The organism is Micromonospora sp. NPDC048830 (genome assembly GCF_043198215.1).
Classification (GTDB): Bacteria; Actinomycetota; Actinomycetes; order Mycobacteriales; family Micromonosporaceae; genus Micromonospora.
The window spans coordinates 52,307-75,383 of the sequence record NZ_JBICUP010000026.1 but is presented as its reverse complement, the minus strand read 5'-3'; the positions used below and the strand labels follow the sequence as shown (position 1 = coordinate 75,383).

22 protein-coding genes, 1 tRNA gene and 1 other RNA gene are annotated in these 23,077 nt (G+C 75.0%); 7 read left to right on the top strand and 17 right to left on the bottom strand.

The annotated features are described in order from the left end of the window. Positions 1-34 precede the first annotated feature (34 nt). The gene (locus ACGFIZ_RS21830; RefSeq protein WP_347668713.1) at positions 35-319 is read left to right on the top strand and encodes a DUF427 domain-containing protein; all 285 of its coding nucleotides are present in this window, start codon (positions 35-37) and stop codon (positions 317-319) included. On the opposite strand, the gene ACGFIZ_RS21825 is transcribed toward ACGFIZ_RS21830, so the two are convergent. Then, positions 241-1,557 carry an MFS transporter gene (locus ACGFIZ_RS21825; protein ID WP_393421881.1) on the bottom strand — a complete coding sequence of 439 codons (1,317 nt, stop codon included), beginning with the start codon at positions 1,555-1,557 and terminating at the stop codon, positions 241-243. The genes ACGFIZ_RS21830 and ACGFIZ_RS21825 overlap by 79 nt on opposite strands. A 71-nt stretch (positions 1,558-1,628) precedes the next feature. Here ACGFIZ_RS21825 and ACGFIZ_RS21820 point away from each other — a divergent pair, with 71 nt between their 5' ends. Then, entirely contained in the window at positions 1,629-2,603 is a 975-nt protein-coding gene (locus ACGFIZ_RS21820) for a GlxA family transcriptional regulator (protein WP_393421879.1), read from the top strand. A gap of 62 nt (positions 2,604-2,665) precedes the next feature. On the opposite strand, the gene ACGFIZ_RS21815 is transcribed toward ACGFIZ_RS21820, so the two are convergent. From ACGFIZ_RS21815 to ACGFIZ_RS21780, 8 genes are all read right to left on the bottom strand, one after another. Then, positions 2,666-3,133, bottom strand: coding sequence for a hypothetical protein (locus ACGFIZ_RS21815; protein WP_393421924.1), 468 nt, complete (start codon positions 3,131-3,133; stop codon positions 2,666-2,668). A gap of 689 nt (positions 3,134-3,822) precedes the next feature. Next, on the bottom strand, positions 3,823-5,775 hold the full coding sequence (locus tag ACGFIZ_RS21810) for a VWA domain-containing protein (protein ID WP_393421877.1): 1,953 nt from the start codon (positions 5,773-5,775) through the stop codon (positions 3,823-3,825). Positions 5,776-5,777: 2 nt separating this feature from the next. Beyond that, positions 5,778-7,229 (bottom strand): magnesium chelatase, encoded by a 1,452-nt coding sequence (locus tag ACGFIZ_RS21805; RefSeq protein WP_393421875.1) that lies wholly within the window; start codon positions 7,227-7,229, stop codon positions 5,778-5,780. A 102-nt stretch (positions 7,230-7,331) separates the two neighbouring features. After that, positions 7,332-8,399 carry a hypothetical protein gene (locus tag ACGFIZ_RS21800; RefSeq protein ID WP_393421873.1) on the bottom strand — a complete coding sequence of 356 codons (1,068 nt, stop codon included), beginning with the start codon at positions 8,397-8,399 and terminating at the stop codon, positions 7,332-7,334. Between the two features lie 83 nt (positions 8,400-8,482). Next, the gene (locus ACGFIZ_RS21795; protein ID WP_393421871.1) at positions 8,483-9,133 is read right to left on the bottom strand and encodes a response regulator; all 651 of its coding nucleotides are present in this window, start codon (positions 9,131-9,133) and stop codon (positions 8,483-8,485) included. After that, positions 9,130-10,410: a sensor histidine kinase gene (locus tag ACGFIZ_RS21790; protein WP_393421869.1), complete on the bottom strand. Its 1,281-nt coding sequence runs from the start codon at positions 10,408-10,410 to the stop codon at positions 9,130-9,132. Before ACGFIZ_RS21790 ends, ACGFIZ_RS21795 begins: the two co-directional genes overlap by 4 nt. Positions 10,411-10,519: 109 nt before the next feature. Continuing rightward, positions 10,520-11,017 (bottom strand): hemerythrin domain-containing protein, encoded by a 498-nt coding sequence (locus ACGFIZ_RS21785; protein WP_393421867.1) that lies wholly within the window; start codon positions 11,015-11,017, stop codon positions 10,520-10,522. Positions 11,018-11,023: 6 nt separating this feature from the next. Further along, positions 11,024-11,992, bottom strand: a complete 969-nt coding sequence (locus ACGFIZ_RS21780) for an aldo/keto reductase (protein ID WP_393421865.1) — start codon at positions 11,990-11,992, stop codon at positions 11,024-11,026. A 189-nt stretch (positions 11,993-12,181) separates the two neighbouring features. Here ACGFIZ_RS21780 and mgrA point away from each other — a divergent pair, with 189 nt between their 5' ends. Together mgrA and ACGFIZ_RS21770 are read left to right on the top strand one after the other, a co-directional pair. Then, complete coding sequence (gene mgrA / locus ACGFIZ_RS21775; RefSeq protein WP_393421862.1) at positions 12,182-13,171, top strand: L-glyceraldehyde 3-phosphate reductase; 990 nt, start codon at positions 12,182-12,184, stop codon at positions 13,169-13,171. Between the two features lie 190 nt (positions 13,172-13,361). Further along, positions 13,362-13,688, top strand: a complete 327-nt coding sequence (locus ACGFIZ_RS21770; protein ID WP_393421859.1) for a hypothetical protein — start codon at positions 13,362-13,364, stop codon at positions 13,686-13,688. Positions 13,689-13,870: 182 nt separating this feature from the next. On the opposite strand, the gene ACGFIZ_RS21765 is transcribed toward ACGFIZ_RS21770, so the two are convergent. Further along, positions 13,871-14,230: an ArsR/SmtB family transcription factor gene (locus ACGFIZ_RS21765; protein WP_393421856.1), complete on the bottom strand. Its 360-nt coding sequence runs from the start codon at positions 14,228-14,230 to the stop codon at positions 13,871-13,873. A gap of 66 nt (positions 14,231-14,296) precedes the next feature. Here ACGFIZ_RS21765 and ACGFIZ_RS21760 point away from each other — a divergent pair, with 66 nt between their 5' ends. Further along, positions 14,297-15,412 (top strand): cation diffusion facilitator family transporter, encoded by a 1,116-nt coding sequence (locus ACGFIZ_RS21760; protein ID WP_393421853.1) that lies wholly within the window; start codon positions 14,297-14,299, stop codon positions 15,410-15,412. Between the two features lie 285 nt (positions 15,413-15,697). On the opposite strand, the gene ACGFIZ_RS21755 is transcribed toward ACGFIZ_RS21760, so the two are convergent. After that, positions 15,698-15,770 (bottom strand) — tRNA-Ala (locus tag ACGFIZ_RS21755). A gap of 113 nt (positions 15,771-15,883) precedes the next feature. Beyond that, the gene (locus ACGFIZ_RS21750) at positions 15,884-16,474 is read right to left on the bottom strand and encodes a YqgE/AlgH family protein (protein ID WP_393421850.1); all 591 of its coding nucleotides are present in this window, start codon (positions 16,472-16,474) and stop codon (positions 15,884-15,886) included. A 219-nt stretch (positions 16,475-16,693) separates the two neighbouring features. Between ACGFIZ_RS21750 and ACGFIZ_RS21745 the strand changes: the two genes are divergently transcribed. Together ACGFIZ_RS21745 and mdlC are read left to right on the top strand one after the other, a co-directional pair. Next, entirely contained in the window at positions 16,694-17,497 is an 804-nt protein-coding gene (locus ACGFIZ_RS21745) for an S-methyl-5'-thioadenosine phosphorylase (RefSeq protein ID WP_393421848.1), read from the top strand. 263 nt (positions 17,498-17,760) lie between these two features. Next, a complete protein-coding gene (mdlC, locus tag ACGFIZ_RS21740; protein WP_393421846.1) occupies positions 17,761-19,356 on the top strand; it encodes a benzoylformate decarboxylase in 1,596 nt (531 codons plus the stop codon). A gap of 13 nt (positions 19,357-19,369) precedes the next feature. On the opposite strand, the gene ACGFIZ_RS21735 is transcribed toward mdlC, so the two are convergent. The 5 genes from ACGFIZ_RS21735 to ftsX all read right to left on the bottom strand — a co-directional run bounded on the left by ACGFIZ_RS21735 (position 19,370) and on the right by ftsX (position 23,076). Next, positions 19,370-20,383: a hypothetical protein gene (locus ACGFIZ_RS21735; RefSeq protein ID WP_393421843.1), complete on the bottom strand. Its 1,014-nt coding sequence runs from the start codon at positions 20,381-20,383 to the stop codon at positions 19,370-19,372. A 41-nt stretch (positions 20,384-20,424) separates the two neighbouring features. Further along, positions 20,425-20,877, bottom strand: coding sequence for a hypothetical protein (locus ACGFIZ_RS21730; protein WP_393421841.1), 453 nt, complete (start codon positions 20,875-20,877; stop codon positions 20,425-20,427). Between the two features lie 199 nt (positions 20,878-21,076). Then, positions 21,077-21,452, bottom strand: a transfer-messenger RNA (tmRNA) gene (gene ssrA / locus ACGFIZ_RS21725). A 106-nt stretch (positions 21,453-21,558) separates the two neighbouring features. Then, positions 21,559-22,038: an SsrA-binding protein SmpB gene (gene smpB / locus ACGFIZ_RS21720; protein ID WP_145775351.1), complete on the bottom strand. Its 480-nt coding sequence runs from the start codon at positions 22,036-22,038 to the stop codon at positions 21,559-21,561. Positions 22,039-22,200: 162 nt separating this feature from the next. Continuing rightward, positions 22,201-23,076 (bottom strand): permease-like cell division protein FtsX, encoded by an 876-nt coding sequence (gene ftsX / locus ACGFIZ_RS21715; RefSeq protein WP_393421838.1) that lies wholly within the window; start codon positions 23,074-23,076, stop codon positions 22,201-22,203. Position 23,077 lies beyond the last annotated feature (1 nt).

Sequence of the window (23,077 nt, the reverse complement as noted above, 5' to 3'; positions counted from 1 at the left end):
TCCCACGTCACCGGGGCCGCATAGCCTGTACGCCATGCCGAGAGCCGTCTGGAACAACCTGGTGATCGCCGAGAGCGACGACACGGTGGTCGTCGAGGGCAACCACTACTTCCCGCGCGCCGCGCTGCGCGACGACGTGGTCCGCGAGTCGTCGACCCGCACGGTGTGCCCGTGGAAGGGCACAGCCTCGTACTACACGCTGCAGCACGAGGGGCGGAGCAGCGCCGACGCGGTCTGGTACTACCCGGACCCGAAGCCGGAGGCCGACATGGTCCGCGACCGGGTGGCCTTCTGGAAGGACGTGTCGGTCGTCGAGTAGCCCCGCCCACGGCGCAGCAGCAGGGACAGCCCGGCGCCGGCGATCGACAGCGCCCCGGCGACGTACCAGGCGAGCGCGTAGTCGCCGAGCGAGTCGCGGACCAGGCCCGCCCCGGTGGCGGCGACGGCCGCGCCGAACTGGTGGGCGGCGAACACCCAGCCGAACACCACCGCGCCGGACGCGCCGAAGTACTCCCGGCACAGCGCCACGGTCGGCGGCACGGTGGCCACCCAGTCCAGGCCGTAGAAGACGACGAAGACGAGCATGCTCGGCTCGGCGGTGGCGGCGAACAGCCCGGGCAGCACCAGCAGCGACGCGCCGCGCAGCGTGTAGTACGCGCCGAGCAGCAGCCGGCTGTCCACCCGGTCGGTGAGCCAGCCGGAGGCGACCGCGCCGGCGATGTCGAACAGCCCGACCAGGGCGAGCAGCCCGGCGGCGGTGGTCTGCGGCATGCCATGGTCGTGCGCGGCCGGCACAAAATGCGTGCCGACGAGCCCGTTGGTGGTCGCGCCGCAGATCGCGAAGCCGCCGGCGAGCAGCCAGAACGGCCGGGTCCGCGCGGCGGCGGCCAGCGCCCCGAGCGCACGCGCCGCGGCCCCGCCGGCCGCCGGCTCGGGTACGACCACCTCCGCCGCGCCGTACGCGGGCAGCCCCAGGTCCGCCGGGTGCTCCCGCAGCAGCCACCACACCAGCGGTACGACCGCCAGCGCGGCCCCGGCGACGACGAGCGCCGCCGCGCGCCAGCCGTGATCGCGCACCAGCACGGCGAGCAGCGGCAGGAAGACCAACTGGCCGGCGGCGCCGCCGGCGGTCAGCACCCCGGTCACCAGGCCCCGGCGCCGGACGAACCAGCGCCCGGTCACCGTCGCCACGAACGCCAGCGCCATCGAGCCGGTGCCCAGCCCCACGAGCACGCCCCAGCATGCGACGAGCTGCCAGCTCGCCGTCATGAAGACGGTCAGCCCGCTGCCCAGCGCCACCAGCGCCAGCGCGCCGGCCACCACCCGCCGGATGCCGAACCGGTCCATCAGCGCGGCGGCGAACGGGGCGGTCAGCCCGTACAGCAGCAGGTTGACCGAGACGGCGGCGGAGATGGTCGCCAGCGGCCAGCGGAACTCCGCGTGCAGCGGGTGCAGCAGCACCGACGGGGTGGCGCGAAAGCCGGCGGCGCCGACCAGCGCGACGAAGGCGACGACGGCCACGGTCCAGGCCGGGTGGAAGCGGCGGTTACGAGTCACGCCCCGAGTCTCGCCTCGCGCGGCGGCGGCCGACGAGTGGCCGGAACGCCATCGTCCGCAATAATCGGGCCATGACCGACCCGCCGCACCGGATCGCCGTGCTCGCCGTCGACGGGGTGGTCGGCCTCGACCTCGGCACCCCGTCGCAGGTCTTCGGGGCCGCCCGCGCCGACGACGACACCCGCCTGTACGCGGTCGACACCTGCACCCCGGGCGGCCACCCCGTACGCAGCAGCGCCGGCTTCCGGGTGCTGCCCGACCACGGGCTCGACCTGGTCGCGGCGGCCGACACGGTGGTGGTGCCCGGCGTCCACGGCAGCGCCCCCGTGGTCGACGGCACCGTCGACGCGGACGTGACGGCGGCGCTGCGGGCGGCGCACGCCCGGGGCGCGCGGATCATGTCGATCTGCACGGGCGCGTTCGTGCTCGCCGCCGCCGGCCTGCTCGACGGCCGGCGGGCCACCACGCACTGGGCGTACGCGGACCGGTTCCGCCGGCTGCACCCGGGCGTCGACCTGGACCCGGACGTGCTGTTCATCGACGGCGGCGACGTGCTCACCTCGGCCGGGGTCGCCGCCGGAATGGACCTGTGCCTGCACGTCGTCCGCACCGACCACGGCAGCGAGGTGGCCAACCGGGCGGCCCGGCGCTGCGTGGTGCCGCCGTGGCGGGAGGGCGGGCAGGCCCAGTACATCGAGCGCCCCGTCCCGCAGGCCGCGCACACCGGCACCGCCGCCACCCGGGAGTGGGCCCGGCAACGCCTGCACGAGCCGGTCGCCCTGCGGGACCTGGCCGCGCACGCGCGGATGAGCGTACGAACCTTCACCCGGCACTTCCGCTCGGAGACCGGGCTCAGCCCCGCCCAGTGGCTGCTCCAGCAGCGCACCGACCACGCCCGGCTGCTGCTGGAAACCACCGACCTGTCGATCGAACAGGTGGCCCGGCGCTCCGGCTTCGGCACGGCCGCCGCCCTGCGCCAGCGCCTGCACGAGCGCGTCGGCGTCCCCCCGTCCGCCTACCGCCGCACGTTCCGTCCCCGCGCCTGACCCGCGGCGGGTCAGCGGGTGTGCGGGTGTGCGGGTGTGCGGATGCAGTTTCGGGCCGCGGGTCAGCGGGTGTGCGGGTGCAGTTCCGGGCGCAGGGCGCGGAGCTGGGTCAGGTGTTTGGGCAGGTGGACGCGGAGGTGCAGGTCGAGGGTGCGCCGCCACGGCAGCGGCTCGCCCACCCGCAGGTCGACGTCCTCGTGCAGGTGGGTGTCGACCGGGGTGTCCGCGGCCGGGCCCAGCCGGTCGACGAGGGCGCAGAGCCGCTGGCTGGTGGCGCGCAGCAGGGCGGCCAGCCCGTCGAGCCCGCCGTACTCGGCGACCAGCGCGTCGAGCTGCGGCCGGTGGATGCTCTCCAGGTCGTAGTACGCGAACGGGGAACCGGCCAGCACCGCCTCGGTGGCCTCGCTCATCAGCTCGTCGTTGGCGGCCAGGTGCGCCACGATCTGCTCGGCGCTCAGCTCGCCGTCGGCCGGCGGCTCGAACCCGCCGGCCGCCACCTCGGCGAGCACCTCGTCGTACGCCCGCCGCATCCCGCTGCTGTCCACGGATCCCAGTCAACCCCGCCGCCCACGGCGGGTCGGCGGAGCGGCGGCCCTGGTTCACCCGGACGGGTTCGCCGACGACGTCGGCGCACTCCGACGGCGGCGCGTTCAGGCGGCAGCACGAGACCGAAGTTGGCGAACGACCGGGCGCCGACAGTACGGTGCCGGCCCTGTGGAGCTGCCCCATCGGTGCTACCGACGGTCGACGGCGCAGACCCGGCAGCACAGACCCGGCAGCGCACGCCCGGCAGCGCACGCCCGGCAGCGCACGCCCGGCAGCGCACGCCCGGCAGCGCACGCCCGGCAGCGCACGCCCGGCAGCGCACGCCCGGCGCCGTGGGCCCGACAGCGCAGACCGGCGGCGCAGGCCCGACGGCATGGGCGAGCGCTTGGTAGCACAGGCGGGGCAGCTCCACAGGGGCGCGAAAACAGTCCTGTCCCGGGGGCGCCTGCCACCTGTCGGCCGCGGCCACCCGTCGCAGCCCGCCGAGCGACCAGCCAGCGGCCACCGCAGGCCAGCGCGTCCACCGCAGGCCAGCGCGGCCACCGCAGGCCAGCGCGTCCACCGCAGGCCAGCGCGGCCACCGCAGGCCAGCGCGGCCACCGCAGGCCAGCGCGGCCACCGCAGGCCAGCGCGGCCACCGCAGGCCAGCGCGGCCACCGCGGATCAGGTCGGGTCAGCGGCGGCCGTGGCGGGCGCGGAGGTAGTCGGAGACGACGTACTCGCCGAGGTCGTCGAGGTCGGGGGTGAACATGCGGCCCCGGCTGCGCCGGGCGACGGCGTCGACGAAGCGGCGCAGGCCGGGGTCGTCGCCGAGCATGAACAGGTTGAGCGTGGCGCCGGCGCGGGTCAGCCGGTCCACCTCGCGGATCGTCGCGTCGACCGTCTCGCGCAGCGGCGGCCAGTGGAACAGCGCCTCGCCGTCGTCCGGGTCGAGGTGGGCGGTCGGCTCCCCGTCGGTGACGACCAGGACCACCGGCTCGGCGCCGGGGTGCCGGCGCAGGTGCCGGCCGGCCAGCCGCAGCGCGTGCTGGAGGTTGGTGCCCTGCCGCAGGTCCGGCTCCACCGCGGCCAGCTCCTGCTGGGTCAGCGGCGCCGCCTCCCGGCCGAAGCCGATGATCTGCAGGGCGTCGTGCGGGAACCGGGTCGCCACCAGGTGCGACAGGGCCAGCGCCGTCTGCTTCATCGGCCCCCAACGCCCCTGCGAGATCATCGAGTACGACAGGTCGACGCAGAGCGCCACCGCCGCCGACGCTTGGCGCTCGGTCTCCACCACCTCGAAGTCCTCGACCGCCAGCTGCACCGGCACGCCCGGGCCGGCCCGGCGCACCGCCCGGGTGAGGGTGCGCACCACGTCGAGCGGCTGCTCGTCGCCGTACTCCCACGGCCGCGACGCCCCGCTGACCTCGCCGGCCGCGCCCGCCGAGCGCAGGTCGTGCTGGCCGCGCGGCCCGGCGGTCAGGTCCGCGAAGACCCGGCGCAGGGCGGTGCCCGCCAGCCGGCGCAGCGCCTTCGGGCTCAGCGTCAGCCCGTCGGCGTCCCGGGTCACCCAGCCCTGCCGGCGCAGCTCCCGCTCCAGCTCCCGCAGCCGGCGTACGTCGTCGGCGGCGTCCCGGCCCAGCGTCCGGGCCACCGCGTCGACGTCCACGTCGTCGAGGCTGGCCCCCGGATGGTCCTGGTCGAGGGAGTCCAGCAGCTCGTCCAGCTCGGCGATCTCGTCGAGCGCGCCGGTCGCCGCGCCGTAGCCGAGCGGCTGCTCGCCGCGTACCCGCTCGCCCCGGTGCCAGTTCAGGTCGGGGCGCAGCGCCCGCAGGTTCGCGTCCAGCGCGGCCAACTCCCCTTCCAGCCGCTCGCCGAGGGACTGGCGCATCAGCCCGGCCAGCTCCTCGCGCTGCCGGTCCGACAGCGACCGCATCAGCCGCTCCCCCGCGGCGGCCCGGCGGGCCAGCACGTCGACCAACTCGTCGACCGTCTCCGGGCGCTCCGGGAAGAAGTCCCCGTGCCGGCGCATGAACTCGGCGAACGCGTCGGTGGTGTCCTCCGCGCGGGCGTGCCGGGCCAGCAGGTCGTTGAGGTCGCGCATCATCTCGGCGAGCCGCCGCTGGGCGGCCGGGTCGGCGGCGGCCCGCGCCGCGTCCCGCAGCCCCGCGAACCGCTGCTCCAGCACCTCGCCGCGCAACCCGTCGAGGATCCGCTGGTACGTCTGCCGCGCCTCGTCGCTCGCCCACCGGTACTCGGCCAGCTCCTGGACCGCCCGAGCGGTCGAGCGCGGCAGGTTGTCCAGCACCGCCTCGGCGAAGCGGGCGTCGTCGCCGTCCCGGCCGCGCAGCTCGTCCCGCTCGGCGGCGAGCGCCTGGTCGAGCAGCGCCCGGGCACGGGTCACCGCGCCGTCCAGGTCGCCCCGGCGCATCGCCTCCCGGCGCAGCCGCCGCGCCCGGGCGGCCAGGTCGTCCACGCCGCCCCGGCCCTGCGGGCCGCGGCGCAGCAGGTCGCGCAGCGCCTCGCGCAGGCTGCCGCCGGACAGCACCTCCGCGCCGACGGCGTCCACCGCGGCCCGCACGTCGTACGGCGGGGCGAGCGGGTCGGGGCCGCCGCGCCACTGCCCGTACCGGAACCGGTTGCCGGTCACGCTCAGCCCTGGCCGTAGACGGTGCGCCCGGACTCGGTGACGTCCTTGCCCAGCCGGCGGGTCAGGTGCAGCCCCTCCAGCACGAACTCGACGCCGGCCGCCGCCTCCTCCGGCGTCGGGGCGTCGCCCAGGCCGAGCCGGTCGAGCGCCTTGGCCAGCCCCGGCACAGTGCCGACCTGGCCGAGCAGCTCGCCCGAGGAGACCAGCTCACCGGTCTCGATCATCTTGCCGTCGTCGACCAGCGCGGTGAAGCCGGACAGGTCCAGCCCGGCGAGCCGGGCCCGGAACGTCTCGGCCGTGGCGGTACGCAGCAGGTGGGCCAGGATCTCCGTCTCCCGCCCCTCCTCGCCGCTCTCGAACTCCACCTTGCCGCGCAGCGTGGAGGTCACCGACACGGCGTCGCCGACGCGGGCGACCGGGGCCTCGGGGCGTACCCCCTCGGCGGCCGGACCGGCGGCGAGCAGGCCGGAGCGGCGCAGCGCGGCGGCGGCGACGGTCTCGGCGGCGGCGATGGCGAAGCGGGCCGAGACGCCGGAGCGCGGGTCCACCGACGGCGACTCGCGCACCGCCCGGGCGAACCGGGCGAGCACCTCCAGCACGTGCTCCGGCACCTCGGCGACCAGGTCGGCCTCCTGCCGGATCAGCGCCAGCTCCAGGTCCACGTCGAGCGGGTAGTGGGTACGGATCTCCGCGCCGAACCGGTCCTTCAACGGGGTGATGATCCGGCCCCGGTTGGTGTAGTCCTCCGGGTTGGCGCTGGCCACCAGGAGCAGGTCCAGCGGCAGGCGGAGCTGGTAGCCGCGGACCTGGATGTCCCGCTCCTCCAGCACGTTGAGCAGCGCCACCTGGATCCGCTCGGCCAGGTCCGGCAGCTCGTTGACGGCGAAGATCCCCCGGTTGGTGCGCGGCACGAGTCCGAAGTGGATCGTCTCCGGGTCGCCGAGGGTGCGCCCCTGGGCCACCCGGACCGGGTCCACGTCGCCGACCAGGTCGCCGACGCTGGTGTCGGGGGTGGCCAGCTTCTCGCCGTACCGCACCGAGCGGTGCAGCCAGCCGATCGGCAGGTCGTCGCCGCGCTCGGCGACCAACGCCCGGGAGGCCGGGGTGAGCGGGCGCATCGGGTGCTCGTTGAGCACCGAGCCGGGGATGACCGGCGTCCACTCGTCGAGCAGGGCCACCAGCGAGCGGATGAGCCGCGTCTTGCCCTGGCCGCGTTCGCCGAGCAACACCATGTCGTGGCCGGCGAGCAGCGCCCGCTCGACCTCGGGCAGCACCGTGTCGTCGTACCCGACGATGCCCGGAAAGCGCTCCTCGCCCGTACGCATCCGGGCGAGGAGGTTGTCGCGGAGTTCCTGCTTGACCGTGCGGTGGCGGTGCCCGGCGGCCCGCAGCGCCCCGAGGGTGGCGGGCAGGTCGGCGGGCGGGGCCGGGAGGACCTGGTTCGGCTCAGTCACCCGACCAACGCTAGCGCGCTCCGGCCCGCCGCCGACCCGCCTTCGCGTGCGGGCCCCGCGCCACCGGCCCCGTGTCCGGCGGTGCGGGGCCCGGCGACCGGGTCAGTCCCGGCCGCAGCGGCGGCAGGCACCGCGCCGCCGCAGGTGGTACGCCAGCGCCGCCGCGCCCAGCGCCGGCCCCCACAGCGGCCAGAGCAGCAGCGGGGCGGTGGCGGAGCTGAACCCGTCCAGCAGGTGCCCCGGGTTGCCCAGCTCGGCGACGCCCGCGCCGGTCACCGCGAGCGCGACGAGGGTGGCCGGGACCAGGGCGAGCCGCGGCGGCACCCGCCGGCCGGCCAGCCGGGGCATCCAGCGCGGGAAGCGTTCCCCCCAGGGCCGGGTGAGCCCGACGGTGAGCACCGCCCCGACCGTGGCGAACGCGCCCAGCCCGGCCCCCGCCCAGACCAACCCGGTGTCGTGCAGTTCGTCGAGGAAATCCGGGGAGATGCCGAGCGGGATGCCGAGCACCCAGGCGAACCGGGTGGCCGCGTAGCAGAGCGGGATGGCGGCGGCGAACCAGGCCACCCAGCGGCCCCACCGCGCCGCGGCGGCCGGGGTCGTCCAGGCCCGGCCCGTGCCGTCCCGGCCGCAGGCCACGCAGGCCCCCGCCGTACGCCGCCGCCAGGCCAGCAGCGTGACGGCGAGCAGCACCCCGCCGGCCAGGGCGGCCACCTTGGCGAGCAGGGCCCAGTCGAAGACCGTCGAGTAGTCCACGGGCGGCCAGCCGAACGGCGCGCCGAGCACCAGCATCGGCAGGTAGCCGAGGATGGGCAGCACCCGGGTGTCGGGCACGACCACGGCCAGCGCGAAGGCGACCGCCCAGCCGTAGCCGAGCAGCGCGGCCCGCAGCGGCCGGGACGGCCGGCCGGTGCCCGCCATGGCCAGCACGGCGACCGCGGCGGTCAGCAGCACGGCCGCGAAGACCGGCGGCCCGAGCCGGTCCGGCAGCAGCCGCAGCAGGCCGACCTCGTTATACGTGCGGTCGGCGCGGAACGGGTAGCCGGCGCCGGTGACGGTGCCGAGCAGGGCGAGCGCGCCCCAGCCGCCGAGCCAGGCGGCGGTGAGTGGTACGAGCCACGCCGGCCAGCCGCGGGTGTCGCGGACCGGGGTGGGGGTCGCGGTGACTGTCATGTCTCCACCCTCGCCCGCGGCGCCCCGCCGCCCCTCCCGCGCGGACGGGAATCCGCTCCCCCGTGGGAGGGAACCGGCCGGGTTCAGCCGTTCGGGACGACGAACCCCGACTCGTACGCGGCGATCACCGCCTGGGTGCGGTCCCGGACGCCGAGCTTGGCCAGCACGTTGCCGACGTGGGTCTTGACCGTCTCCACCCCGACCACCAGGTGCTCGGCGATCTCCACGTTGGACCGGCCGGTGGTCATCAGCCGCAGCACCTCGGCCTCCCGGTCGGTCAGCCGGGCCGAGCGCAGCCGGTCCCCGCCCCGCCCGCCGTACGCCCCGGCGAGCCGCCGGATCGCGGCCGGGAACAGCAGCGACTCCCCGGCCGCCACCACCCGCAGCGCCTCCACCACCTCGCTCGGGCGGGCCCGCTTGAGCAGGAAGCCCTGCGCCCCGGCGCGCAACGCGTCGTAGACGTACTCGTCGTTGGCGAAGGTGGTCACGACCAGCACCTTCGGCGGCGCGGGCGAGGCGGCGAGCAGCCGTCGGGTGGCCTGGATGCCGTCGATGGCCGGCATCCGCACGTCCATCAACACCACCGTGGGACGCAGCCGCGCCACCAGCGGCGGCACCTCTGCCCCGTCGGCGGCCTCCCCGACCACCCGCAGGTCCGGCTGCGCGTCGATGATCGCCCGCAGCCCGACCCGGACCAGCTCGTCGTCGTCGACGAGCAGCACGTCGATGCTCACCTCGGCCACTCCCCTGTCCGGCCCGGTGGCGCGTCGACCCGTTCGCCGCCCGGCAGGCGCGCGCGGACGCGCCAGTGCCCGTCCGCTGGGCCGGCCGTCAGTGTCCCGCCCAGCAGCAGCACCCGCTCCCGCATGCCGTCCAGGCCGCGCCCGCCGCGCCCGCGCCGGCCGCCCGCGATCGCGTTGACCAGCTCGATCACCAACCCGTCCGGGCGTACGTCGGCGCGCAGGCGCACCGGGCCGCGACCGTGCCGGGCGGCGTTGGTCAGCCCCTCCTGGACGATCCGGTAGCCCTCCCGGGAGACCACGGCGGGCAGGGTGGCGACCGCGCCGGTGACCCGGGACTCCACCGGCAGCCCGGCCGCCCGGGTGTCGGCGACCAGCCGGTCGAGCTGGGCGAGGGTGCGCTGGGGCGCGGTGACGGCGGGCGTGCGCGACCCGTCGTCGGCCTCGCGGAGCAGGCCGAGCACGTGGTCCAGGTCGTCCGCCGCGCACCGGCTGGTCTCCTCGATCGCGGCCAGCGCCCGGCGGGCGAACTCCGGGTCGGTGTCGAGCAGCTCGCGGGCCGCGCCGGCCTGGAGGGTGGCCACCGTGAGCGCGTGGCCGACGGAGTCGTGCAGCTCCCGGGCCAGCAGGTTCCGCTCGGCCAGCCGGGCGGCCCGCGCCTCCAGCGCCGCCACCCGCTCCCCCTGCGACGGGCCGAGCAGCGCCGGCGCCATCGAGGCGGCCAGCGCGCCCAGCCCGGCCACCGCGTAGCCGAGGGCGACCAGCGCCAGCACCCCGACCAGCGTCAGCCAGCCCGGGTGGCGGCCAGCCAGCGGCCCGAACTGGTCGGGGTCGGCGGGGCCGGTGCCGAGGCCGAACTGCCGGGCGACGAAGACCAGCGCCATCGGGAACGCGCTGATCAGCGCGAACATCAACAGCAGACCGGTGCCCAGGTGGAGGGCGATCCAGAGCGCCGCGCGCAGCCGGGTCTCCCGGTCGATCCGGTGCCCGGCGGCCGGCTCCGGCAGGTCGACCCCGAGCAGCGCCCGGGCGGCCGCGATCTCCAGCGCGCGGCTGCCGTCCAGGAAGACCGGTACGGCGGCGATGGCGGCGGCCGGCGCCAACAGCAGCAGCACCAGCGGCCGGGGCACCTCGCCCCGGGCGAGCAGCTGGGTGAAGGCGGCGGCGAGCAGCGCGTACGGCAGGGCGAGCACCCCGCCGAGCAGCAGGAACACGCCCCGCCGCCAGGTGCTGCCGCGCGTCAGCGGCGCCAGGAGGAGCCGGGTAGCCATCCCGCCATTGTCCCGCCGCCCCGCCCCGCCCGACTCCCCCGGGACGGGGAGATGCGCCGGCCGAGGCCCTGATCCGCGCCGCCCAGGCGGTGCCGGGGCCGGTGCGCGCTCAGCGGTGCTCGTCGACGTACGCCTTCGGGTCCTTGTCCTGGAACCGCAGGTTGCGGCCGTTCTTGTGGTCGCCGTAGAAGGTCAGCCACCGGGCGCCCAGCTCGGCGCGGAGCTCGACGCCGGCGTGCCGGCGGAAGTCCGGCAGCGCCTCGTCCTCCTCCTCGGCGAGGTGCTCGCTGTTCTCCCGGCGGGCGGTCCAGACCGCCGCCCACCACGCGTCGGAGCCGACGGGGTGCAGCTTCGACTCGGCGATCGCGTCGCGGATCTTGTTGTGGTCGCCGATCGCGTCGAGGGTCTCGTCCTCGCCGTCGTCGCCGTGCCGCACCAGGTGGGGGTAGAGGATGGTCTCCTCGGCCTCGGCGTGGACGTCCAGGTGCAGGGCGAGCGCCTCCCAGATCGCCAGCCGCTCGGCGTCGTCGCGGGCGTCGTCGAGCCGGGCGAAGCCGCGCCGGAACGCGGCGTGGTCGTCCATGATCAGTGCGGTGATGTCGTCCATCGGTCCTCACTTCCCCGCGCGGGCGCGGATCAACCCGGGTACCGCCGCGAGGCCGGTGACCGGGCGGAACGCGCGGGCGGCGGCGGCCAGGGCGGCGTACTCGTCGTCGGCGAGGTCGATTTCGGCGGCGGCCGCGTTGCGCTCCATCTGCTCCACCCCGGACGCGCCGGGGATGGCCACCACGTTCGGGTGCCGCAGCAGGTACGCCAGCGCGATCTGGCTGGGCGTCGCGTCGTGCGCGCCGGCCACCTCGCGGAGCGTCGCGATCAGCGCGGTGCCGCGTTCCAGGTTCTCCGGCAGGAAGTACGGGTTGGCCCGGCGCACCGCCCCGCTCGGGGCGTGCCTGGCGTCGTACCGGCCGGAGAGGAACCCCTGCGCGAGGGGGCTGTACCCGATGACCAGCCGGCCGGCCTGCTCGGCGTACGGCAGCAGGTCCCGCTCGGGCCCGCGGTCGATCATGCTGTACCGGACCTGGTTGCTCAGCACCCGCCGGCCCAGCGCGGCCTCGGCGAACCGCCAGCGGCGCAGGCTGTAGTTGCTCACCCCGACCTCGGCGACCAGGCCGACGTCCTGCAGCGCCCGCATGCCGGCCATCGTGGTGGTGTCGGGGACGACCGGGTTGGGCTGGTGCACCTGGTAGAGGTCGATGAGGGTGGCCCCGAGCCGCGCCGCCGAGGCGACCGCCCGCTGCTGCACCACCGGGGCGACCGGCAGCACCGGGAAGACCTTGCTGGCGAGCACCACCTTGTCCCGGTCCGCGCCGAGCGCCGCCCCGAGGATCCGCTCGCTGCGGCCGAAGCCGTACAGCTCGGCGGTGTCGAAGAGGGTGACGCCCAGCTCCACCGCCCGCCGGACGACGTCCCCGGCGCGCCGCTCGTAGTCCGGGCCGTAGCCCCACTCCCGCGAGCCGAACTGCCAGGTGCCCAGACCGATCTTCGAGATCGGCTTCGGGGTGTCGAGCTGGACGAAGCGCATGGCACCGAACCTACCCGGACAAGCGGGACGGCACGCCCGTTCGGGGCACGCGCGCGAGCAGCGGCGCAGGCACCGGCCCCCGCCCTGCCCGCCGGCACCTGCCTCTCCCCCTCCACCGGCCGCGCCCTGCCCCGCCTCCGCTACGACCTCTGATCAGCGCGTCGGATCGGGCGGGGCTAGGGTCGGGGCGTGACGTACCTGGCAGCGGACGACCGCTACGACACGATGACCTACCGGCGCAGCGGGCGCAGCGGCCTGCGGCTGCCGGCGATCTCGTTGGGGCTGTGGCACAACTTCGGGCCGGACCGCCCCTTCGCGCGGCAGCGGGACATCGTCCTGCGCGCGTTCGACCTCGGCATCACCCACTTCGACCTGGCCAACAACTACGGCCCGCCGCCGGGCGCGGCGGAGGAGAACTTCGGCCGGCTGCTCGCCACGGACCTCAAGCCGTACCGGGACGAGCTGATCGTCTCCAGCAAGGCGGGGTACCTGATGTGGCCCGGCCCGCACGGCGAGTGGGGCTCTCGCAAGTACCTGATCTCCTCGCTGGACCAGTCGCTGCGCCGCCTCGGCCTGGACTACGTCGACGTCTTCTACTCGCACCGGTTCGACCCGGACACCCCGCTGGAGGAGACGATGGGCGCGCTGGACGCCATCGTCCGCTCCGGCAAGGCCCTGTACGTCGGAATCTCCAACTACAACTCGGAGCAGACCGAGCGGGCGGCCGCGATCCTGCGGGACCTGGGCACGCCGCTGCTGATCAACCAGCCGGCGTACTCGATGCTGAACCGCTGGACCGAACGCGACCGCCTGCTGGACACCCTGGAGCGGGTCGGCGCCGGCTGCATCGCGTTCAGCCCGCTCGCCCAGGGGCTGCTCACCGACCGCTACCTGGGCGGCATCCCGGAGGACTCGCGGGTGCGCACGAGCGTCTTCCTCAACGAGCGCGACCTCGACGAGAAGAAGATGGCGACGATCCGGGCGCTCGGCGCGGTTGCCGAGCGGCGCGGCCAGTCCCTGGCCCAGCTCGCGCTGGCCTGGGCGCTGCGCGACCCCCGGATGACCAGCCTGATCATCGGCGCGAGCAGCGTGGCCCAACTGGAGGCGAACGTGGCCGCCCTGGACAACCTCGACCTCGACGCGGAGGAACTGGCCGAGATCGACAGCCACCTGGGCTGAGTGCCGCGCCGCCCCGGCGAGTGTGGACTGTCCCAGCGCGCCGGGCAGACCGCTGCCCGCCCCGGCCGCCGGTCCAGGATGGATCGTCGGGCCGGGGCGGAGCAGAGGGAGCACGACGGTGGGGCGATCGGCAGAGGCGTCACGCCGCCGGGCGAGGACGACCGGGTGGCGCCACCTCACGGTGACGCTCGTGACCGCGGTCGGCGTCGGCACGACGGCCTCCCCCGCGCACGCGGCCGACACCCGGTACGTGTCGGCGACCTCGGTCGAGGCGCTGCACGGTGATCTGTCCACGGTCAGCCCGGCGGTGCGGACCACCTACCCCGGCGATCCGTTGCTGCCCGCCGACTACGTCAAGCCGATGGGCCCGCTGGGGCACTACGGGCTGATCGGCCCCTGGGGACCGCTCGGGGTCGCCGGTCCCGTCGGCGACACGGTGTGGCACCCGTCGGCCTGGATCACGGGCACGCCTGGGACGACTGGGCCGGCATGCTCGGCTGGTACGGCGGGCCGATGAGCGACTGGGGGCCGCTCGGCCCCGACGGGTTCGTCACCGGTTCCACGCCGTACCTCGCCGGCACCGACATCACCGCAGCGCTCCAGCGCCCCACCGGGACCGTCTGATCCACCCGGCGGTCGGCGTGCTGCGGGCCGGCGTGCGCACCACGTCCGGGCATCGCCCGTCCGGGCGGCAACCGCTCAGTCGTGCTCCGGGGTACCGGTCACCTGGTGCGACGCGGCGTTCAACACCTCGGTCACGAGCCGGCGCACGTGCCCGCCCCTGGCCCGGTAGAGCGCCCGGCGGCCCTCGCGCCGCACGCCGACCAGTCCCGCCAACCGCAGCTTGCCCAGGTGCTGCGACACGGCCGGCCGCGCCACTCCCAGCGCCGCGACCAGCGCGGTCACGTCGTGCTCGCCGTCGACGAGCAGCCACATCAACCGCAGCCGCGTGCCGTCGGCCAGCATCCGCAGCATCTCCGATGCTGCCTCCACCTGGCTGTCGGCTGGTAGGCGTTGTTGCAGGTCATTGGCACCTGCATGATTGTCGCGTGCGTACATGAGCACATATTATCGCCGCCGTCAGGGGCGCCGGCCCGTCATGCCACCGGGATGTTGGGAGATGCGGTGAACGACCACGCGCATGGTCACGGTCACGGCCACGGCCACGATCACGGCCACGGCCACGGCCACGGCCACGATCACGGCCACGGCCACGGCCACGGCCACCCGCACGACCACGCGGGTCGGCTCGGCGCCTGGTGGCACCGGCTGCGGCACGCCGTCACGCCACATTCGCACGACTCCCGCGAGTCGATCGACCCGGCGCTGGAGTCGTCCCGCGAGGGTCTACGCGCGCTGTGGCTCTCCCTGGTCGGCCTCGGGATCACGGCCGTCGCCCAGGCGGTCATCGTCGTGCTGTCCGGCTCGGTCGCCCTGCTCGGGGACACCCTGCACAACGTCGCCGACGCCCTGACCGCCGTGCCGCTGGGCATCGCCTTCCTCCTCGGCCGCCGCGCCGCGACCCGCGCCTACACCTACGGCTACGGGCGGGCCGAGGATCTCGCCGGCATCGTCATCGTGGCGGTCATCGCCGCCTCCGCCGTCGCGGCCGCGTGGACCGCCGCGACCCGGCTGCTGCACCCGGTCGAGGTGAACCACCTGCCGTGGGTGGCCGGCGCCGGCCTCGTCGGGTTCGTCGGCAACGAACTCGTCGCCCGGTACCGCATCCGCGTGGGCCGACGCATCGGCTCCGCCGCCCTCGTCGCCGACGGCCTGCACGCCCGCACCGACGGCTACACGTCCCTCGCCGTGCTCCTCGCCGCCGGCGGGGCCGCCCTCGGCTGGCGGTGGGCCGATCCCGTCGTCGGCCTGGTCATCGCCGTCGCCATCACCTTCGTCCTCAAGGACGCCGCCCGCGAGGTGTACCGGCGGCTCATGGACGCCGTCGATCCCGACCTCGTCGACCACGCCGAAAGCACCCTGCGCGCCGTCGACGGCGTCCGCGACGTGGCCGCGGTGCGGCTGCGCTGGATCGGCCACCGGCTGCACGCCGAGGCCGAACTGGTCGTCGACGCGAACCTCAGCCTCGTCGCCGCGCACGAGATCGCCGCCGACGCCGAACACCAGCTCACCCACGCCGTGCCCCGGCTGGCCGGCGCCACCGTGCACACGGATCCGGACAGCCATCCCGGCGGGCACCACCACACGGGCCTGTCCCACCGGCGTCGCGGATTCCGCTGACCGCCGATCCTAATGGCCCCCGGCCGGAGCCATGAGGCCCCTGGCGGTCAGGATCGCCACGAGACGGGCCTCGTCCTCGGGGCCGGTGGTGGGAGCGCTCATCGGTCCGCCAACGGCGTCATGGCCGGAGCATAGGCCAGTCGTCGCCGAACCGCGGCCCCCAGGAGAGTTCGAGGCCCGGCAACGGGCGCCCGACCCGGCGCGGCCTTCCGGCCCGTGGCGGGCGGCGAAACGACGGACGCCCTGGCAGGGGATCAGGTCCCGCACCAGGGCGTTTCACAAGGGTGGAGCCGAGGGGACTCGAACCCCTGACCCCCACACTGCCAGTGTGGTGCGCTACCAGCTGCGCCACGGCCCCTTGCCATCGTCCCCGGTCGCCCGGGCACGGAGAGAACTATACACACGCCGGCCCGCATGGTCATCTCGCGGGTCCCCCCGTCACGAGCCCCGCCGGATCGCCGGCCCGGCGGCTCAGTTCAGCGCCACGTCCGGCGGGAAGTGGGCGACGGCGGCCATGATCCCGCCCTGCCGGCGCAGCACCATCGGCCAGAGGTCGTCGGGCCGGTCGACGAAGGCGTCGCCGGGCAGCGCGTCCAGGACGAACCACGACCCGCCCTCGATCTCCTGCTCCAACTGGCCTGCCCCCCAGCCCGAGTAGCCGGCGAAGACCCGGATGCCGCCGATGCTGTCCCGCATCCGCTCCGGGTCGACGGACAGGTCGATCGTGCCGACGGCGCCGGAGACCTGGTGGAAGCCGCGCAGCCGCTTCACCGGATTGCGCATCCGGGCCAGGCAGATCGCCGAGTCCGGCTGGACCGGGCCGCCCTCGAAGAGCACCGCCGGGTCCCGCGCCAGGTCGCTCCAGTCGCCGAGGACGTCGGCGACGGGGACCTCGGTGGCCCGGTTCAGTACGACGCCCAGCGCCCCGCCCGGCTCGTGCGCGACGAGCAGCACCACCGTCCGGTCGAAGTTCGGGTCCTTGAGCGCCGGGGTCGCGACCAGCAGCCGTCCGGCCATCGACTCCATCGCCCGCCCGCCGATCGCCTGGTCCTCTCCCTGCATGTCGGACACCGTCAGCCGTGCGCCGGGACGCGGGCGCCGCCCGGACGGGCACGACCGCCCCGGACGGCAGGACCGCCGCGGGGCCGAACAGGGCCAGGGACGGCACCGGGCACCCGGCTCATCCGTGCTGTCAACGCCATGCCTGGCACCATAGCCTGCCTCGCGGGCACTGGCTAAGGTCTGACCGGTAGGTGATCGAGCGCGAGCGAAGGGACGACGATGAGCCCGACGGCGGACATCGGAGTGATCGGCGGTTCCGGCCTCTACGCCTTGCTGGAGGGGGCCAGCGAGCACCGCGTGGAGACGCCGTACGGGGAGCCGTCCGACCCCATCACGGTGGCGGAGATGGGCGGTCGCCGGGTGGCGTTCCTGCCGCGGCACGGGCGTGACCACCGGTACCCGCCGCACCAGATTCCGTACCGGGCGAACCTGTGGGCGCTGCGGTCGCTCGGGGTGCGCCAGGTGATCGCCCCGTGCGCGGTCGGCGGGCTCCGCCCCGAGCTGGGTCCGGGCACCTTCGTCGTGCCGGACCAGATGATCGACCGGACCAGCGGGCGGATCCAGACGTACTACGACCGGGGTGCGGTGCACGTGCCCTTCGCCGACCCGTACTGCCCGGTCGGCCGGCGTACCCTGCTCGGCGCCGCCGCCGGCCAGGGCGTGGCGGCGGTCGACGGCGGCACGATGGTGGTCGTGGAGGGGCCGCGCTTCTCCAGCCGGGCGGAGTCGCGGTGGTTCACCGCGATCGGCGGCACGATCGTCAACATGACGGGCCACCCCGAGGCCGTGCTGGCTCGCGAGCTGGCCCTCTGCTACACCCCGATCGCGCTGGTCACCGACCTCGACGCCGGGGTGGAGGCCGGGGAGTCGGTGACCCAGGAGGAGGTCTTCCGGGTGTTCCGGGAGAACACCGACCGGCTGCGCGGGGTGCTGCGGGACGCGGTCGCCGCCCTGCCCGCCGAGCGGGACTGCCCGTGCGGGCACGCGCTCGACGGGATCAAGCTCCCGTTCCCGCTCCCCTGACGACGCCGGGCGCCGCGGAGCCGGCCGACAGGCTCCGCGGCACCGCCCGGCAAGCTCCGCGGCACCCCGCGGCAGGCTCCGCGGCATCGCACGACAGGCTCCGCGGCGCCGCCCGGCGAGGCACGGCGGGCCGCCCGGACGTAAGGCACGGCCAAAGCGCCCGATAGGCGAGTCTCCTCCCGATAGATTCGGCAGGTCGGGGGGCGGTCGCCGCGCGTCCTCCGGCGAGGAGGCAGCACACGCCGCGACACGGAGGCCCGCCGATGGCAACGGTCCGCGAGACGACCTACGACCTGCTCCGGGCGCTGGACATGACCACCGTCTTCGGCAATCCCGGCTCCACCGAGGAGCCCTTCCTCCAGGACTTCCCGGGCGACTTCCGGTACGTGCACGCCCTGCACGAGGCGTCCGCCGTCGCCATGGCCGACGGGTACGCCCAGGCCACCGGCCGGCCCGCGCACGTCAACCTGCACACCGCGCCGGGCACCGGCAACGGCATGGGCAACCTGGTCACCGCCTGGCACAACAAGACGCCGCTGATCGTCACCGCCGGGCAGCAGACCCGGGAGATGCTGCTGATCGAGCCGCGGCTGGCCAACCCCCGGGCGGCCGAGCTGACCCAGCCGTACGTGAAGTGGGCCTACGAGCCGGCCCGCGCGCAGGACATCCCGGCGGCGTTCATGCGGGCGTACGCCACGGCGGTGCAGCCGCCGGCCGGGCCGGTGTTCCTCTCCCTGCCCCTCGACGACTGGGACCAGCCGGCGGCCGCCGCGCCGGTCGTGCGTACGGTGGCCACCCGGTACGCGCCGGACCCGCAGCGGCTGCGGGAGTTCGCCGACGCGGTGGCCGCCAGCCGGTCCCCCGCGCTGGTCCTCGGCTCGGCCGTGGACCGGGCCGGTGCCTGGCCGGCGGCGGTGGCGCTGGCCGAGCGGCTGGCCGCGCCGGTCTGGTCCGCCCCCGCCCCGGAGCGCACCGCGTTCCCCGAGGACCACCCGCACTTCCGGGGAGTGCTGCCGTACGCGATCGGGCCGCTGGCCGAGGCGCTACGCGGGCACGACACGGTGCTGGTGATCGGCGCTCCCGTCTTCCGCTACTACCCGTACGTGCCGGGCGACTACCTGCCCGACGGCACCCGGCTGCTGCACGTCACCGACGACCCGGGCGAGGCCGCCCGCGCGCCGGTCGGGGACAGCCTGCTCGGCGACGCCGGCCTGACCCTGGCCGCCCTGGCCGACCTCGTGCCGCCGGCCGACCGGCCGCCCCCGCCGCCCCGGGCCGCCCCGCCGCCGCCCGAGTTCGGCCCGCCGCTGAGCCCGGACGGCCTCTTCGCCGTGCTGGCCGAGCACTGGCCGCCGGACGGGGTGCTGGTGCAGGAGTCACCGTCCAATCTGGCCGCCCTGCGCCGCCGGCTGCCGACCACCCGGCCCGGGTCGTACTTCACGATGGCCAGCGGCGGGTTGGGGTTCGGACTGCCGGCGGCGGTCGGCATCGCACTGGCCGAGCGGGACACCGGGCGGGGCCGCCCGGTGGTCGCGGTGATCGGCGACGGCTCGTTCCACTACTCCGTACAGGCGCTGTGGACGGCCGCGCGGCTGCGCCTGCCGCTGGCCGTCGTGGTCCCGGTCAACCGGCAGTACGCGATCCTCAAGGCGTTCGCCGAGCTGAAGCACACCCCCGGCGTACCCGGCCTGGACCTGCCGGGGCTGGACGTCACGGCGGTGGCCCGGGGGTACGGCTGCGCCGGGGAGGTCGTCGAGCGGCCCGAGCGGCTCGGCGAGGCGCTGCGGGCGGCGCTGGCCGCGGACCGGCCCACCGTGCTGCCGGTGCCGATCAGCACCGACGTGCCCCGGCTGCTCTAGAGCGCGCGGGCTCTCAGAGGGGACGCACCACCAGCGGGGCGCCGGTGACCACGTCGAGCACCGGCCGCGCGCCGAGCGGCGCCTTCAGCGTCGCGGTGACCGGCCTGAGCAGGAGCTGGTCGGTGCAGATCCCGGTGGCCCGGGTGACGGCGCCGCCGACCACCACCACGTCGTCGCGCTCCTCCACCAGCGGCGTGCCGCCGGTGTCGCAGGCGCCCATGCCGATCCGCCAGGCCAGCCGCGTACCGGCGACGGCCGAGAGGTCCTGGGCGCCGACCACGCCGTCGGGCGCCGGCTCGGCGGACGCCGGCGCCTGCGGTACGGCGGTCACCGCGCCCGGCGCGACCGCGATCCGGGCGACCTTGGCCGTCAGCCCCTCGACGGTGAACAGCCACGCCGGCACCTGCGCCTCGCCCCTGCTGGTGCGCACCGGCGCGGTGCCGAGCCGCACGGCGGTGACGGTCAGCGGCACGCAGGCGGACGCCGGGGTGCCGCTGACCGGCGCGTCCGGGTCCGGGTTCGGCGAGACGAGCGAACCGTCTGGGCCCGGCTCGACGATCGGGCCGCCTGTCGACCCTGGCTTCGGCCGGGATCCGGGCGGCGGATCCATCGGTCGGCCCGGGCACGGGGGCGGGTCCCCCTGGTCGAGCTGCTGGTACGCGTCCAGGGCGCTCACCAGCGGCACGGTGAGCGTTCCGTCGGGGAAGCGGATCGTGCCGTCGGCCGGCTCGGCGGCCGACATCCGGTGCTGCTCCCGGTACCAGCCGGCCCGGAACGCCTGCTCGGTGTCCGGGGTGAAGCCGGGGTCGCCGAGCAGCACGGTCGGGTCCTGGAGCGGCACGTACCCGCTCGTCCAGTCCGGCCCCGGCCGCCACGCGTCGGCCACCTCGGCGGCCCGCTGCCGGAACGCCTCGAGGTGGGAGGCGGGGTCTCCGACGCCGCCGCCGGAGGGGTCGGTGCTCGCCGGGGCACACCCGGCCGCGACGACCAACAGGGGGAGGCCCACCAGGGCGAGAATTCGGCGCATACCCCTTCGACGCGGCCCCGCAGGCAGCGGTTCCTGCCAGCTCAGGTCTCCCCGCCGAGGTCGGTCTCGTACGCCTGCCAGAGCAGGTCCGCGCCGCGCTGGCGGTGCCGGGACAGCAGCTCGAACAGGTACGCCGCCCGCAGGCGCACCTCCTCGGCCGGTACGCCGGGCCGCTCGGCGGCGCCCTGCAGCGCGGCGAGGGCGTCGGCGATGCCGACGTGTTCCCCGGTGAGCAGCCGCACCCCGCGGTCCAGCCGGGGCGCGTGGGCGATCAGTTCGGCGTACAGCCCGGCCGGCCCCTCGGTGACCTCGATGTGCTCGGCGAACCCCCGGCGCAGCGGGCCGAGCCGGGTGAGCAGTTGCTCCCGCCAGCTGGGCGCGCCCGCCGGGGCGGCGAGGGCCCGGGTCAGGGCGGGCACGTCGGCGAGGAGGGTGGGCCGGGGCGGGTGGGCCGCCGGAGTGACGGTGGACGGCTGGTGGATCTGGGTGACCATGGCACCTCCCACGCTGCTTCTTTACCGCGTACCGCGATGGTGGACCCGACGTGCGGCGGTGTCCAGATGCACTACTCGCCTCATCTACCCCATTGGGCCCAATAGCCACGCTAGCCCCAACAGCACCAACACGCATCCCGAGACGGAGGCGGACACGACTGCGCGCCCCGGTCCGGTGGACCGGGGCGCGCAGGTCAGGTGGTGGAGGTGCCGGGAATCGAACCCGGGTCCTTCGCCGCCTTGTCAGGGCTTCTCCGAGCGCAGCTCGCTGTGCCTCTACTCGGCCCCTCCGATCACGCGAGCGAGTCGGTGTGACGGGCCCAGTCGCTGATTGGTCTCGCCGCACGGACCCCGCGACCGGGTCCGGTTGGCCAGCCTTCTAGCTGATGCCGGCTAACTGGGTCGAAGGCGCTCCCAGGCCGACAGACTTGCTACTCGCCTCAGGCGGCGAGAGCGAAGTCAGCGCGATTGTTCTTGGCGCTTATTGTTTTCCGACGAACGATTCACGAGACGACGTCGGCTTCCTCGGCTCGCTTCCCCTGCCGCAACGTACGAAGTCGAAACCTGTCACCCCCTCGAAAGGACCGCCCCTGTGGCGGCGCCACCAAGCCTAACGCCTGCCGCAACGGGTTTCATCCCCGAGGCCCCGTCCGGCGTGCCAGCCGGACAGACGGGGATGTTTCAGTCGTCCATGCCCTTACCACGCCGGCCCACCGCGCGGACCATCTCCCGCTGCGCGTCCCGCTTGGCCAGGTCCTGGCGCTTGTCGTACGCCTTCTTGCCCTTGGCCAGGCCGATCTCCACCTTGGCCCAGCCGTCGGCGAAGTACACCTGCAACGGCACCAGGGTGAGGCCGCTCTCCCGGGTCTTGCCGATCAGCCGGTCGATCTCCAGCCGCTTGAGCAGCAGCTTCCGGGTGCGCCGGGGCTCGTGGTTGGTCCAGGTGCCCTGGACGTACTCCGGGATGTGCATGCCGTGCAGGTACAGCTCGCCGTCGCGCTCCTGGGCGAACGCGTCGACCAGCGACGCCCGCCCCGCGCGCAGCGACTTGACCTCGGTGCCGGTCAGCGCCATGCCCGCCTCGTACGTGTCGAGGATGGCGTAGTCGTGGCGCGCCTTCTTGTTGGAGGCGACGACCTTGCGCCCCTTCTCCCGTGGCATCGGCGCCACCTCCTCCCGTGCGGCCCCCGGCGCGGTGCGGCCGGCGTCGAGGACGCCGGGCGGCCGGAAGCGGGATCATGGTACCCGAACCACAAGGGCCCTCCGGCGCGGATTATTCCGCGCCGGAGGGCCCCGGCGGTCGTCGGAAGCGTCGGACGGTGACTAGACGCGCAGGTAGAACCGCAGGGTGACCCAGCCGGTGACCGCGCTGACCAGGCCACCGACGGCCGCCATGACCGGGAAGATCAGGAAGATGTCGCCCCAGCTCACCGGGGAGAACAGCCCCTGCAACGCGCTCAGCGAGCCGTCGAACAGGAAGAATTTCAGGCCGATCAGGGCGAAGAGGCCGAGCACCGAGCCGACCAGGCCGGCGACCACGGCCTCCAGCACGAACGGCGCCTGGATGAACCAGTTGGACGCACCGACCAGCTTCATGACGGCGACCTCGCGCCGCTTGCTGTACGCGGCCACCTGGATCGTGTTGGCGACCAGCAGCAGGGCGGCGATCGCCATCGCGATCGCGGCGACCAGGGCGATGTTCTGCGCGGCGGTGAACAGGTCGAAGATCTTGTCCAGCAGGCGGCTCTGGTCGACGATCTCGTCGACGCCCTCCGTGTCCTTGTACTGGTTGTAGATGTCCTTGTACTGCTCCGGATTCACCAGTGTGAGCCGGAACGACTCGGGCAGGCTGTCGGCCTTGACCGCGCTCAACAGGTCGGGAGCGTCCTGGAACATCTCCTGGAAGCGCTTGTACGCCTCGTCCTTGTTGACGTAGATGACGTCCTTGACCAGCGGATCGCTGTCGAGCTTCGCCTGCAGGTCGGTGCGCTGCTGCTCGGTGACCTGGCCGTCGAGGAAGATCGAGACCTGAATGTTCTTGTAGTACAGGTCCTTCATGTCGCCGACCTTGCTGTACACCAGGCCGCTGACACCGAGCATGGTCAACGACACGGCCATCGTGATGATCATCGCGATGGTCATGGTGACGTTGCGCCACAGTCCGACAAACACCTCGGACAGGACATATTTCAGGCGCATC

Coding starts and splice junctions, on each gene's coding strand:
- ACGFIZ_RS21830 (WP_347668713.1), top strand. CDS start 35: ATGCCGAGAGCCGTCTGGAACAACCTGGTGATCGCCGAGAGCGACGAC.
- ACGFIZ_RS21820 (WP_393421879.1), top strand. CDS start 1,629: ATGACCGACCCGCCGCACCGGATCGCCGTGCTCGCCGTCGACGGGGTG.
- ACGFIZ_RS21815 (WP_393421924.1), bottom strand. CDS start 3,133: ATGCGGCGGGCGTACGACGAGGTGCTCGCCGAGGTGGCGGCCGGCGGG.
- ACGFIZ_RS21800 (WP_393421873.1), bottom strand. CDS start 8,399: ATGACAGTCACCGCGACCCCCACCCCGGTCCGCGACACCCGCGGCTGG.
- ACGFIZ_RS21790 (WP_393421869.1), bottom strand. CDS start 10,410: ATGGCTACCCGGCTCCTCCTGGCGCCGCTGACGCGCGGCAGCACCTGG.
- ACGFIZ_RS21785 (WP_393421867.1), bottom strand. CDS start 11,017: ATGGACGACATCACCGCACTGATCATGGACGACCACGCCGCGTTCCGG.
- ACGFIZ_RS21780 (WP_393421865.1), bottom strand. CDS start 11,992: ATGCGCTTCGTCCAGCTCGACACCCCGAAGCCGATCTCGAAGATCGGT.
- ACGFIZ_RS21765 (WP_393421856.1), bottom strand. CDS start 14,230: ATGTACGCACGCGACAATCATGCAGGTGCCAATGACCTGCAACAACGC.
- ACGFIZ_RS21750 (WP_393421850.1), bottom strand. CDS start 16,474: ATGCAGGGAGAGGACCAGGCGATCGGCGGGCGGGCGATGGAGTCGATG.
- ACGFIZ_RS21745 (WP_393421848.1), top strand. CDS start 16,694: ATGAGCCCGACGGCGGACATCGGAGTGATCGGCGGTTCCGGCCTCTAC.
- mdlC (WP_393421846.1), top strand. CDS start 17,761: ATGGCAACGGTCCGCGAGACGACCTACGACCTGCTCCGGGCGCTGGAC.
- ACGFIZ_RS21735 (WP_393421843.1), bottom strand. CDS start 20,383: ATGCGCCGAATTCTCGCCCTGGTGGGCCTCCCCCTGTTGGTCGTCGCG.
- ACGFIZ_RS21730 (WP_393421841.1), bottom strand. CDS start 20,877: ATGGTCACCCAGATCCACCAGCCGTCCACCGTCACTCCGGCGGCCCAC.
- smpB (WP_145775351.1), bottom strand. CDS start 22,038: ATGCCACGGGAGAAGGGGCGCAAGGTCGTCGCCTCCAACAAGAAGGCG.
- ftsX (WP_393421838.1), bottom strand. CDS start 23,076: ATGCGCCTGAAATATGTCCTGTCCGAGGTGTTTGTCGGACTGTGGCGC.